The sequence below is a fragment of the Chryseobacterium ureilyticum genome (assembly GCF_900156735.1).
In the GTDB taxonomy this organism is placed as follows: Bacteria; Bacteroidota; Bacteroidia; order Flavobacteriales; family Weeksellaceae; genus Chryseobacterium; species Chryseobacterium ureilyticum.
Genome location: NZ_FTOL01000011.1, coordinates 33,804 through 47,150, shown reverse-complemented (window position 1 = coordinate 47,150; position 13,347 = coordinate 33,804). Strand labels below are relative to the sequence as shown.

General features: G+C 36.3%; 11 protein-coding genes. 10 read left to right on the top strand and 1 reads right to left on the bottom strand.

Annotation, left to right across the window (positions count from 1 at the left end; genetic code table 11):
- Positions 1-348: 348 nt before the first annotated feature.
- Positions 349-2,223: an endonuclease gene (locus tag BW983_RS21180; protein WP_076553785.1), complete on the bottom strand. Its 1,875-nt coding sequence runs from the start codon at positions 2,221-2,223 to the stop codon at positions 349-351.
- A gap of 193 nt (positions 2,224-2,416) precedes the next feature.
- Between BW983_RS21180 and BW983_RS21175 the strand changes: the two genes are divergently transcribed.
- The 10 genes from BW983_RS21175 (at position 2,417) to BW983_RS21130 (ending at position 13,254) form a co-directional block, all read left to right on the top strand.
- Positions 2,417-3,556, top strand: coding sequence for an acyl-CoA dehydrogenase family protein (locus BW983_RS21175; RefSeq protein WP_062699683.1), 1,140 nt, complete (start codon positions 2,417-2,419; stop codon positions 3,554-3,556).
- A gap of 17 nt (positions 3,557-3,573) precedes the next feature.
- Positions 3,574-4,071, top strand: coding sequence for a DinB family protein (locus BW983_RS21170; protein ID WP_076553784.1), 498 nt, complete (start codon positions 3,574-3,576; stop codon positions 4,069-4,071).
- A 202-nt stretch (positions 4,072-4,273) separates the two neighbouring features.
- Positions 4,274-7,207, top strand: coding sequence for a reprolysin-like metallopeptidase (locus BW983_RS21165; RefSeq protein ID WP_076553783.1), 2,934 nt, complete (start codon positions 4,274-4,276; stop codon positions 7,205-7,207).
- 175 nt (positions 7,208-7,382) lie between these two features.
- Positions 7,383-9,614, top strand: a complete 2,232-nt coding sequence (locus BW983_RS21160; RefSeq protein WP_076553782.1) for a zinc-dependent metalloprotease — start codon at positions 7,383-7,385, stop codon at positions 9,612-9,614.
- Positions 9,615-10,072: 458 nt separating this feature from the next.
- Positions 10,073-10,780 carry a glycohydrolase toxin TNT-related protein gene (locus BW983_RS21155; RefSeq protein WP_076553781.1) on the top strand — a complete coding sequence of 236 codons (708 nt, stop codon included), beginning with the start codon at positions 10,073-10,075 and terminating at the stop codon, positions 10,778-10,780.
- A gap of 13 nt (positions 10,781-10,793) precedes the next feature.
- Complete coding sequence (locus BW983_RS21150; protein ID WP_076553780.1) at positions 10,794-11,213, top strand: hypothetical protein; 420 nt, start codon at positions 10,794-10,796, stop codon at positions 11,211-11,213.
- Between the two features lie 198 nt (positions 11,214-11,411).
- Positions 11,412-11,879, top strand: coding sequence for a pyrophosphohydrolase domain-containing protein (locus tag BW983_RS21145; RefSeq protein WP_065394492.1), 468 nt, complete (start codon positions 11,412-11,414; stop codon positions 11,877-11,879).
- Between the two features lie 3 nt (positions 11,880-11,882).
- Complete coding sequence (locus tag BW983_RS21140; protein WP_065394493.1) at positions 11,883-12,446, top strand: TlpA family protein disulfide reductase; 564 nt, start codon at positions 11,883-11,885, stop codon at positions 12,444-12,446.
- A gap of 3 nt (positions 12,447-12,449) precedes the next feature.
- Positions 12,450-13,055, top strand: a complete 606-nt coding sequence (locus BW983_RS21135) for a DUF4230 domain-containing protein (RefSeq protein ID WP_076553779.1) — start codon at positions 12,450-12,452, stop codon at positions 13,053-13,055.
- Complete coding sequence (locus tag BW983_RS21130; protein ID WP_228409055.1) at positions 13,045-13,254, top strand: hypothetical protein; 210 nt, start codon at positions 13,045-13,047, stop codon at positions 13,252-13,254. The genes BW983_RS21135 and BW983_RS21130 overlap by 11 nt, the downstream gene beginning before the upstream one ends.
- Positions 13,255-13,347 lie beyond the last annotated feature (93 nt).

Genomic DNA, 13,347 nt, shown 5'->3' with positions numbered 1-13,347 from the left:
ATATTGATTATTAGTGAATATGCTTATATCGATTATATCGTAAACATAAGGTTTTTAAGGGTTTAATTGAAATCGTAAAATTCCTGAAAGATAAAAAATGACAGGAAATTTGTAGAACCCAACGAATATTAACTCAACTTTTTTAATGTTTTTTATTCAAGGAGCTATTTCCCGCTATCCGCTCATACTCCTCGCGCCAGACTTTTCCTTCACCGCTGTGGGGTAACCGCTACTATCGGGGCTAAGGAGTCATTGTGCAAAGCAAAGTGATCTCGTTATAAAGAAACCTCATAGATTTTTAAAATCTATGAGGTTTATGATTCATGTAAAGGTAAAATATACCTCTATTTATTTCTTGATAAACTGCTGTACTTTATCATCCAGTCTCAGAAGATAAACCCCAACAGGAATTCCCTGTACAGAAATATTTTTCTTATTTCTGAACGGATCTTTTTCCATGTAGATTACTTTTCCTGAAAAATCAAGGATTTGTGCAGTTTGTATTTTTTCAGTTTCCCCACTTACATAAATGTTCTCATAAACTGGGTTCGGATAAATCTTAAACTCTTTATTAACCGAAGTAATAAGTTCCGAAGTAGATAGAGTTCCACCTAAATCCTGGCAGTAATCTACGGGATAAATATCCCACTCAGTACTATTAAAAGAACCTGAAGGCTGATTAACAGAATTTTTTCTGTACAAAGAAACATCCTTCAAAGTAGAAGCATTGGACTGGTTTTTAATTCCTAAAGCATCAACTGTTGTTGATTTATATCTTAATTCATAATATTTATCTCCGTCATAAGCTAATTGAGGCGCTGCCGTCACAAATCTTGCCTGTTCCATATTGAAACATATTAAATTAGACCTTGGATTTAAAATTACGATCTTTTCATTATTTTGTATCATCCCTTCCATTTCAAAGCCGGCAGGAAAATAATAATTAGAATTACCATATGCCTGAACAGACAGTTTATAATCTTTAAGATCTACAGGATGACCTGTTTTATTCGTGATTTCTATTGCTTTATTATCAGATGTTCCTTCTATATATTTAGAGATGAACAGATCTTTTGCAAATCCGTCTGAAGCAAGAGTATTTACAGCAACAGAATTACTGTCCGATGAATTCAAATATCCATTATCATAAGACTTCACGGTATAAGTATAGGACGAGGAAGGATTGAGATGATCAACAACCAATGTTGTTGACTTGGTAGAGCTTAAAAACACTCCGTTTTGGTAAATATTATACCCAATCACATCTGAACTTGTACTTGGTGACCAGCTTAAGGTTGTAAAATAGGCACCCGTTTGCCCTGCTGTCACATTTAATGGAGCCTGAGGAACAATTGCATCCGGTGTCTGACTCCATATTTCATTTACCCATTGTGGATTATCAATGAAAGGATTTCTATTCTTTTGGATAGCAAACACCGCATTATTTCTGTTGGTTTCCCTTGAAGTAACCGGATCCTGCTGATGCCATTGAAGAAGCATCGCAATATAAGGCGCATCAAATGCTCTTTCTGCTGTTCCATCAAGAGCAGACCTGTCTATTGCCGGATTAATATTGGTCGAATAATTAAATGATGGCAACTTATTTTCATAACGGACAACGAAATACAACAACATTCTGGCTACATCACCTTTAAATTCATCAATAGGTTCATAAACCCTATTCGTATAAGCATAATTAGGTATAGCACTATTAGCAATTTTTGAGGTGTTTGTAAATGTATGATGTATTGTCGAGTTACCAACGCCATATGGATAGTTATTTCGCAACTGGTTGATTTTAGCGTCCGTAGGAATCACAAAATGTAAATCAGAAAACATAGGATAGCTACTATTGAAGGTGCTTTGAGGCACAGCATGCTCTCTGTTATACCCCTCTCCTTCACCACCTGTACTACTGATAAGGTTGGCTGAAGTATATTCATAAGCATCCGGACCAGTAGGATTTTCAGAATAGATATCCAATAGAATTGTACTATTGTTAGCTTGTGTATGACCATCATAATACCAATCAAGATCAGTCTGATTATAAAATCCGGGAAGGTCATCATAATGCCAGTTGATATTCTTTTTAGAGATAATCTCATGAACCTTTGTTTTCAGGGCATAGCCTGTAAGTCCTGCTGTTCCGTCATAATATCCGGCAGGAGCCTGCGCGGAAATATAAGAGGATATTAAAATAATAGGAAGTAGAATTTTTTTCATGCCTTAAAAATTGGGAGGCTAAATTAGTGAAATAAAAAACGTAAAAACCTGAATATTTTATTACGAATATATTAAATTATAAAAATATAAAAAACTGTAAATTAAAATATTGTGAATTGCCGTATTATGGTTTGAATAATTTTCTTTAGCATTCCGTCAATTTAATTATCTTTGGGAACTAACTATTATCAATATGAATACAGAGACAATTGACAACATCAAAATGATAGCGGAGACAGCTAGAGAATTTGCAGAAAAGAATATCCGACCGAATATTATGGAGTGGGATGAGAGCCAGACTTTTCCAAAAGATTTATTTCATCAATTAGGAGAAATGGGTTTTATGGGAATCGTAGTGCCTGAGCAATATGGAGGTTCCGGACTGGGCTATCACGAGTATGTTGCTATTTTGGATGAAATTTCCCAAGTAGATCCTTCTATTGGACTTTCTGTAGCAGCACACAATTCTCTTTGTACAAATCATATTTATGAGTTTGGAAATGAAGAACAGAGAAATAAATGGCTTCCTCAATTGGCATCCGGAAAAGTAATCGGAGCTTGGGGATTGACAGAGCACAATACAGGTTCCGATTCTGGTGGTATGTCTACAACTGCTGTGAAAGACGGTGACGAATGGATCATCAATGGAGCTAAAAACTTTATTACTCACGCTATTTCAGGAGATATCGCTGTTGTAATGACAAGAACAGGAGAAAAAGGAGCTAAAAATAACTCTACAGCTTTTGTTTTAGAAAAAGGAATGCCAGGTTTCACTTCCGGTAAAAAAGAAAATAAACTGGGAATGCGTGCTTCTGAAACTGCTGAATTAATTTTCGATAATGTACGTGTACCGGATTCTCACCGTTTAGGAGAAGTAGGTGAAGGTTTCAAGCAGGCTATGAAAATTTTAGATGGGGGTAGAATTTCTATCGCTGCTTTAAGTTTAGGTACAGCAAGAGGAGCTTACAAGGCTGCTTTAAAATATGCTAAAGAAAGACATCAGTTTGGAAAATCAATCTCTGAATTCCAGGCAATAAACTTCATGCTTGCTGATATGGCTACTGAAATTGATGCTGCTGAACTTTTGATCCAAAGAGCTTCTACATTGAAAAATGCTAAGCAAAAAATGACAAAAGAAGGAGCAATGGCAAAATTATATGCTTCTGAAGCTTGTGTAAGAATTTCTAACAATGCAGTTCAGATCTTCGGAGGTTACGGATATACAAAGGACTTCCCTGCTGAGAAATTCTACAGAGACTCTAAACTTTGTACGATCGGAGAAGGAACTTCTGAAATCCAGAGACTGGTGATCGGAAGAGATATTACAAAATAACTTTAATCCTCATACAAATGATCAAACAGGCACTTTTGGGTGAATTTTTGCATGAAGCAGAAAACACCAGAAAAATTTTAAAAGCAATCCCTGACAGCGCTTTAGACTGGAAACCGTCTGAGAAAAACTGGACAACAGCTCAGTTAGCTTCTCACATTGCTGAAGTTTACAACTGGTATGACTCTACCTTCAACCAGGATGTTTTTGACATGGGAAAATATCAATATGATAAAGGTGATATTTCCAAAGCTGAAAATATTCTTGCCAAATTTGAAGAGAATGTAGCCAATGCCCAGAAAGTTCTTGAAAATTCAGATGAAAACACTTATTTCAATGAATGGAAAATGGAAATGAACGGAAATGTACTTTTCCCTCCTTCACCAAAAATTCAGGTTGTAAGAGGTTTTCTATTTAATCATTTGTACCATCACAGAGGTGAACTGGTTGTTTATCTAAGATCTACCGGTAATAAGGTTCCCGGACTTTACGGACCTACCGCTGATGATAAGATGTAAATACAATCATTTTATTTGATATACGAATGCCATATGTTTTATACATGTGGCATTTTTCTTTTCTGGAAGCGTCTTTTCAATCATATGCAATGTTTCGCATAGTAAATTAAATACAAAGTCTAAAATTTTCTTAAAAAATTTTGTTTTTCGTAATATATTTTTTATTAATTTCGATTTACCATAATAAAAACAAATATTTAATATGAAAAGACAATTAACCCTGATTGGAATGCTCCTAATCACTGGAGTTTCCTATGCACAGACTGACCGTCTTTGGTCTCAAGACTCTAAAAGAACTTCTTCGGAGATCTTTGAAAACAAAACAAACATTAATAATCCAAAGGTTTACAGCCTTGACATCAACGGATTAAAGAACGCTTTAGCAAAAGCACCCAAAAGACTGGCAGCCGGTGAAAAATCAGAGATTATCATCTCTTTCCCGAATTCTGAAGGGAAAATGGAAAACTTCAAGGTGAGAGAAAATTCCAACTTTGCTCCTGAATTGGCAGCAAAATATCCGGATATCAAATCCTATATAGGACAAGGACTTGAAGACCCCAATTCTACAGTTTATTTCAGCGTTTCTTCACTAGGATTATCTTCAATGGAGATATATGGTGACAGATCAGCGGTATTCATTGAGCCTTATTCAAAAGATCTTTCAACGTATGTAGTATACAAAAAGTCTGATAAGAAAGATGATTTAAGCAAATTCGAATGTACAGTCATTGATGTGGCTAAAAAAGGAGCAAACAATACAAACCTTGCCGCAAGACCAAATGCCGATGATGCAAAATTAAGAACATTCAGACTGGCATTGTCCACTACAGGAGAATATACTACCTATTTCGGAGGAACAAAAGCTCAGGCTTTGGCTGCAATGAATAATACAATGACCCGCGTGAACGGTGTTTTTGAAAAAGATTTTGCTGCAAGAATGGTATTAATTGCCAACAATGACGCTGTCATCTATACCAACGCTTCCACAGACCCTTATTCTGCCGCTTCAGGAATGAGCAGCTGGAATTCACAGTTACAAAGCACTTTAACATCTCTAATCGGAGAAGCTAATTACGATATTGGACACTTATTCGGGGCTTCCGGAGGTGGAGGAAATGCTGGTTGTATCGGTTGTATCTGTACAAATGGCTCAAAAGGCAGCGGTTACACCTCTCCTGCAGATGCAATTCCGTCAGGAGACAACTTTGATATAGATTATGTGGCTCACGAAATGGGGCATCAATTCGGAGGAAATCATACCTTCTCTATGAGTAATGAAGGAACAGGAGCTAATATGGAGCCAGGTTCCGGATCTACCATCATGGGATACGCAGGGATTACCAGCCAGGATATTCAACCCCATTCTGATGCATTTTTCCATGCAATAAGCATTCAACAAATCACTAATAATATCAAAGCTAAAACCTGCTCAGTAAATACAAATACAGGAAATTCTATTCCGACAGCTAATGCAGGTCTTGATTATACTATTCCGAAAGGAACTCCATTTGTACTTAACGGTACGGCAACGGATGCGGACGGAGATTCTTTAACTTATATCTGGGAACAGATGGATAATGCGTCTTCTTCTCAAACAGGCGCAAGTTCGGCAGCCAGCGCAACAAAAGCTTCAGGACCTAACTTCAGATCATGGGCTCCAACTACGGTTCCTACAAGATATTTCCCAAGAATGGCTTCCATATTGACAGGAGCAACCACAACTGCTGGTTCTGAAATTACTGTTGAAGCACTTTCTTCAGTAGCAAGAACACTCAATTTCAGATTTACCGTTCGTGATAATAAAGCAGGAGGTTCAGGGAACAATTCTGATGATGCAGTAATTACTGTTAACAGTACTGCAGGACCTTTCCTGGTAACATCACAAAACTCAGCAACTACCTATGCAGGAGGTAGTTCACAAACGGTAACATGGGATGTGGCAGGAACTACTGCTAACAATGTAAATACTGCCAACGTAGATATTCTTTGGTCTACAGACAACGGAAATACTTGGACTACTCTATTATCAGGAACTCCAAATGACGGTTCACAGGCTGTAACAATTCCTAATGCTACTACCACTACAGGAAGAATTATGGTAAAAGGATCTAATCATATTTTCTTTGATGTAAACAATGCTAATATTTCAGTAAATGCAGGTTCAGGAACACCTGATACTGTAGCACCTACAGCACCTACCCTTGCGGCTTCAGGAACTACTTCTACAAGCACAAACTTATCTTGGTCTGGAGCTACAGATAATGTAGGAGTTACAGGTTACGATGTATATCAAGGGTCTTCATTGATTGGTTCTACAGCTTCCACCACTCTTACTGCAACAGGATTGACTCCTTCTACAACATACAGTTTCTCTGTGAAAGCAAAAGACGCAGCAGGTAATACTTCTTCTTCAAGTAACACAGTAAGCGTTACTACTCTTGCAGGAGGAGGTACAGTTACTTATTGTTCATCTTCCGCATCCAATACAGCTGATGAAAGAATTGGAAATGTAAGCTTCGGAACGATCAATAATACTTCAACAGGAACTGCAGGTTATGAGAACTTCACTTCTGTTTCTACAAACGTTACCAGAGGAAACACTTACACTATCTCTATCACTCCGGTTTGGACATCTACCAAATACAGCGAAGCATATGCTGTTTACATAGACTACAACGGTGATGGTGACTTCACAGACAGCGGAGAGTTAGTTTGGACAAAAGCTGGATCTACCACTTCTCCGGTTACAGGATCTATTACAATTCCTGCAACTGCAACAATTGGCTCAACAAGAATGAGAGTTATGATGAAGTACAGCTCAATTCCTACATCTTCATGTGAAGCTTATACCTATGGGCAGGTGGAAGACTATACGGTGAATATCGTTTCTTCAGGAAGAGGTGATTTATCTAATACCAACGATCTGATCACAGATATTAAGCTATATCCAAACCCTGCAAAAGATATCATGCATATTTCAAATACGTCATCTGAAGATTATAAAATCTTCGATATGGGTGGAAAACTAATTGACTCAGGAAAACTTCAGAGAGGTACAGTAAATGTAAGTAACCTGGTAAAAGGTGCTTACATGCTCCAAGTTGGAGATAAGGCTCAAAGATTCATTAAGAACTAATAGTCTATAAAATTTTAAACGATGTGAAGACTGCCCTGTACAAGGGCAGTCTTTTTTTTATTTATAATCAACAAGTTATGTATTTCACTTATTTCTTATTTTAAATTATTCTAAAGAAAAATTATTTTTTTACTAATATTTTTCCTAGTTTTGAACTGCAAAAATTCACGGCAACATGAAAAAACAATTATTAATGATGGGGATGCTGGTGTTATCTGGCGTTTCTTTTGCGCAAACAGACCGTCTTTGGTCCAAAAGATCTGAGAAAAACTCCTCACCCATTCTTGAAAACATGAAAAGTATTGATAATCCAAGGGTTTTTCATCTGGATATTGATCGTTTAAAGAATTCATTGGCAAAAACGCCAAAAAGATTAACTGAAAAATCGGGAGTTACAATTTCTTTTCCAAACTCCAATGGAAAAATGGAAGCTTTCAAGGTCACTGAAAATTCAAATTTCACTCCTGAGCTGGCAGCCAGATACCCTGATATCAAATCTTACGTAGGGCAAGGTGTAGAAGATCCTTCTTCGACTATTTACTTCAGTATTTCTTCTTTAGGGCTTTCTTCAATGGAGATTTACGGAGATAAATCTGCGGTTTTTATTGAACCTTATACCCAAGATCAGTCAACTTATGTAGTATATAAAAGATCTGACAGAAAAGATAACTTAAACAAGCTTGAATGTAAAGTCCTTGAAACAGCACAAAAAGACACTTCCGGTGCTATCAGCGCAAGGAATGCCAATGATGCTACTTTAAGAACATTCAGACTGGCACTTGCTTGTACAGGAGAATATGCAGCATTCTTTGGTGGCACTAAAGCACAGGCTTTAGCAGCAATGAACAATACACTTACCCGCGTAAACGGTATTTTTGAAAATGACTTTGCTGCAAGAATGGTCTTGATTCCCAATAATGATGTTATTGTTTATACCAATGCTTTAACAGACCCTTTCTCTCCATCCGGACAAATGAATAGATGGAATCTTGAGCTCATGAATGCACTAAGCTCCACTATTGGTAATGAAAACTTTGACATCGGTCACTTGCTTGGAGCCACAGGAGGTGGTGGTGATGCAGGCTGTATCGGCTGTATATGCAGTGATGATATGGGAACCTACCTTGACATGGGAACTTATCCTGATAATTATAAAGGTGCCGGATATACTTCTCCATCTAATGGAATTCCTTCAGGTGATACTTTTGATATCGATTTCGTAGCTCATGAAATGGGACATCAATTCGGTGGAAATCACACATGGTCTTATAGTACACAGACGGATTTACAACCTGTAGAACCGGGCTCTGGATCTACTATTATGGGATATGCTGGTATTACCGGATATGATGTTCAGCGCAATTCAGATCCTTTCTTTCATGCCCGAAGCATTGAACAGATTACCGATAATATTAAAACAAAAACATGTTCTGTAAACTCTCCTACCGGAAATTCAATTCCTACGGCGGATGCGGGACAGGATTATACAATTCCTAAGAGTACTCCATTTGTACTTACAGGTTCCGGAACGGATGCAGATGGGGATTCACTTACTTATATCTGGGAACAGATGGATAGAGGAACGTCTTCTCAAACAGGAAGCAATTCTGCTGCTACTGCTACAAAAACGGTGGGACCAACCTTCAGATCATGGACACCTACAACATCTCCTGTAAGATATTTCCCACGAATGTCATCTGTTTTAGCTGGTGCAACTAACACCATGGGAGCAGAGATAAATGTAGAAGCCTTATCTTCAGTATCAAGGAACTTAAATTTCAGATTTACCGTTAGAGATAACAGATTAGGAGGTGCCGGAAATAATTCGGATGATGCAAAAGTCACAGTAAATGCTGCTGCAGGTCCTTTCATTGTTACTTCACAAAGTGAAGCCATCTCTTACACAGGAGGAAGCTCACAAACCGTGACATGGAATATTGCAGGAACCACTGCAAACAAAATCAATGCTGCCAACGTAGATATTCTTTGGTCTACAGACAATGGAAATACCTGGACTACTCTATTAGCAGAAACACCCAATGATGGTTCAGAATCTGTAATGATTCCAGATACGGCAACTACTTCCGGAAGAATTATGGTAAAAGGAAGTAACCATATTTTCTTTAATGTGAATAAGGCAAATATATCTGTTACAGAATCAGGGAAACTATCCACTGTAGAAACTGGTTTTACTAAGTCTACAGAAATAAAACTGTACCCTAACCCTGTAAAAGACATTCTTACATTATCTAATACAAATTCCGAGGATTACAAAATCTATGATATGTCAGGAAAACTGGTAATGTCAGGGAATCTTCAGCGAGGAACAGCTGACGTAAGAATATTGGTAAAAGGAAATTATGTAATCCAGATTGGAAAATTCTCCAAGATCTTCATTAAAGAATAAGCTCATATTTACCACAAAAACAAATTGGCTGCTCTTCAAAGGGCAGCTTTTTGATTTTAAATAAGTTGCATTATTTAAAATCCAGCACACACATCATTAAACATTTAAACACAAAACATTAATATTCATATAATTAATTCTAAAATAATGTTTTATTATAAATAATTTCACTAGTAATTGACTTTTTAATTAAATTTACCATTCAATACATTGCTTTTAGTTGTACCGTACTCTAATTTGTATTTAAGGGAATTTCACCTGTGCTTTTCAGGCAACACACAGGTTTATTTCGTTGATAAAAATTGATTGGTTATACTTTAAAAGTTATTATAAGTTCAAAAGTGCAATTTTAACCCTCTTTATATTTAAATCATTTTTACAAAGCCACAACAGTAAATCACACTCAGCATTCCCTGATAATACTTAATTAATTTTTTACATAATTTAAAATTTATTATATGAAACATTTATTTAAGTACTTTTTTGTTTTAACAATTGCCACTTTTTCAATTGCCTGTAGCTCAGACAGAGATGAAGAAGTTGACAACAATCCTGTAAAAATTGTATTCTACAAAAACGCAGATGAACTTGCCATCACCTATGATACAGCCGGAACCGTAAGTGCCACCATCAGAAATCAGGCATACGATTTATACAAACAGGGAAAATGGAGTGAACTTGAAGCTCTTTTCAAAGCAAATAACCTGAACGGAGGCTGGCCACCGGCAAACGGAGGGTATAATATTGTAGATGATGTACCTTTTGTAGCGGGACAAAAATTCGACAGATACAGCGTGGCTATCGGAAGCTATGACGGAACGGGTGTTCCTACATTGGGAGGAAGCTTTACAAGTCCTATCATTAACGGATATGTATACACCTTTACTCAAAGAGCATTAAATCAGCCGGAAAACAAATATGATTTCTACTACGAGATTGATGTGGTAAATAATGCACTCCCTTTCAAATCACAAACTGCGGATATTATCCCTTGGTTTAATATGGAAGGTAAAGGCAAACAAACTATGTGGAAAATTCCGATTGATATTGCAACAGGATATCAAAAAACATGGAATAAATTAGCAGAAGAAGGTTATGTAAAAATCACCATCAAAAAAAGTCCAAGCGGAAAATACCCTAATAGTGTAGGAACCGTTATTCAGTAAAAAATAAATTCAGATGTATTCAATATCAAAGAAAATAAGCATTGGTAAAAAAGCTACTCTAGCAAAAGACAGATTTGTTAATGATGAAGCAATTCCGGCTGCGATTACCCAATTTACATGCTGTAGCTGTAATCATGAAAATACCATTAAAATATCTCCCTACCAATCAGGATTTCCAATCATTCAGGTTTATCATGAAGATAAAGTTTTACCTAAATCCGGATTATTAAAAAACGGAATGGTTGCAGAAACTTCACAAAGAATGATCCATTTGGGAGAGCTGACGGTAAATGATTTACCAACTCTATATTTCGGAACAGATTGCCCATCATGCCTGTCAAAATATATTTGCGTATTCAGTTATGGAGAAAGACAGCCGGGATTAGAAATCTTACAAATCTCAGGAATCTGGGAGTATCAGGAACTGAAATAACTGAAATTGAACACATTACAAAACAAAGCTACAACTTTAGAGTTGTGGCTTTTTTATAGTTTTAGTTTAAAGCTTATAAATTGTATTTTTAATCAAAGATTAGTACAAATAATTGCCTATAAATAATCAAGCTTATTTACATCAGACATTTCACCATTAACGAATCGTTTTCTATCTTTGTCATAAATAAAAAAATTCATGGATAAAATTGATAGTTTGAACCAAGTAGCAGAATTCCATACTACTTTCAAAGCCCCTATTCTAGACACCCCACAAATTCCTTCTCCTGAAAGATGTAACCTTAGAGTTGAACTTTTGCAGGAAGAATTAAACGAACTTAAGCAGGCAATTGCCGATAACAATATCGTAGAAATTGCTGATGCTCTTTGTGATTTACAATATGTTTTGAGTGGTGCTGTTCTGGAATTCGGTCTTGGCAATAAATTTGTAGAACTATTCAACGAAGTTCAGCGTTCTAATATGTCTAAAGCATGTGACAATGAAGAGCAGGCTAATGAAACCGTTGAATTCTATAAAGAAAAGGAAGTAGAATCTTTTTATGAAAAGTCTGGTGAAAAGTTCAACGTTTACAGAAAGGCAGATCATAAAGTATTAAAAAACAAATACTACTCTCCTGCTGATCTAAAGTCAATTATTGAGAAATAAAATATGAAAAAATTTATTACAAACCTTGTTGCCGTTTCAGGTCTATTCTTAGCTACCCAGCAGCTTAGCGCTCAAAAAGTAGTGGTAAACCGCGAAGTAAATACAGAAAAAGATGGCAAAATGCTTTTGGGACATCAGCTGAAAGAGCAGTTCTTAAAGGCTCCCTATGCAGATTGGTATGTAAAAGAACACGATGAATATGCTTTGGATCAAAAGGCAATCAGTGAACTGAAAAAAGAAAGACTTGGATCTTATGATATCATAGTTTTCATGGGAACCTGGTGTGAAGACAGCCATAGAGATATTCCAAGATTAATGAAAATATTGGAAGAAGTAGGTTTTCCGGAAAGTAAGCTCACCATTATTGCGGTAAACCGTAAAAAAGAATCTCCAACAGGGGATGAATCTCTATATAATGTACAGAAAGTACCTACCATTATCCTGAAAAGATATGGCAAGGAAGCCGGAAGAATTATAGAAATGCCTACTACCGGTTATATCGAAAGAGATATGGTTGAAATCCTGAAAAAGAATGATTCGTCTGTAATTAAAGATATTTTTAAATAGATTTTGAGAAATTATAAAACAATTTTATCATTTGCAGCCGGTGCCGGAGTGATGGTACTGCTCTTTTTTGGTCTTAAATCCTGTCTTAACCTTGGAAAGAAAACGGAGAAATCAGATTATTATATTCTGACCAACCAAATCTCCAAGATGAATAAGATGGTGGTGATAGAACAGAACAGTTCTACCATGCAGAAAACCAAAATGGGTTATGAATTTCTTGGAAAAGAAGTTTCAAGCAACAGTATCATTACCTACACAAAAACCAATGCTCAGGTTTCTTATGATCTTAATAAAATGAAGCTTGAAGTAGATTCCATCAATAAAAAGCTGATCATCGCGGAACTTCCTGATGCAGATATAAGAATTACACCAAGTGTGGAAATTCAATCGCTGGATGATTCATTTTTTAATAGAATTTCCGAAAGAGACATAAAAAATGTAACCACAAAAGCGAAGGAAACTGCGGTTAAATCTATTGATCAGAATCAATTGAGAAGTGAAGGACGCAAACAATTAATGGAAAACCTTGATAATATTTTCGTTTTGGCAAAAGCTTTGAATTATACTATAGAAGATAAGACCGGAAAGATCGGTGTTCTTGGACTCTAAAATAATTCAGGCAATGGACTCAAAAGGAAACAGCAAAAAGAAAGAATCTGCCAATACAGCAGAGACTAAAAAGCAGAATCAGGATTTCCAGAATATTCCTGCTTCATCGAAAAAGATTAATCCCCCTGACATTGACAAAGAAGACATTCAAAAATCTTCTAAAAACAAATCAGGAAAAACGGATAACACAAAGGACTAAGATAAACCAATGAAGGTTGATTTTAATTTCAGTTTAGAATAAAAAACAAAAGGTTCTGTCTCTACATGAGGCGGAACCTTTTTAATTGTATCT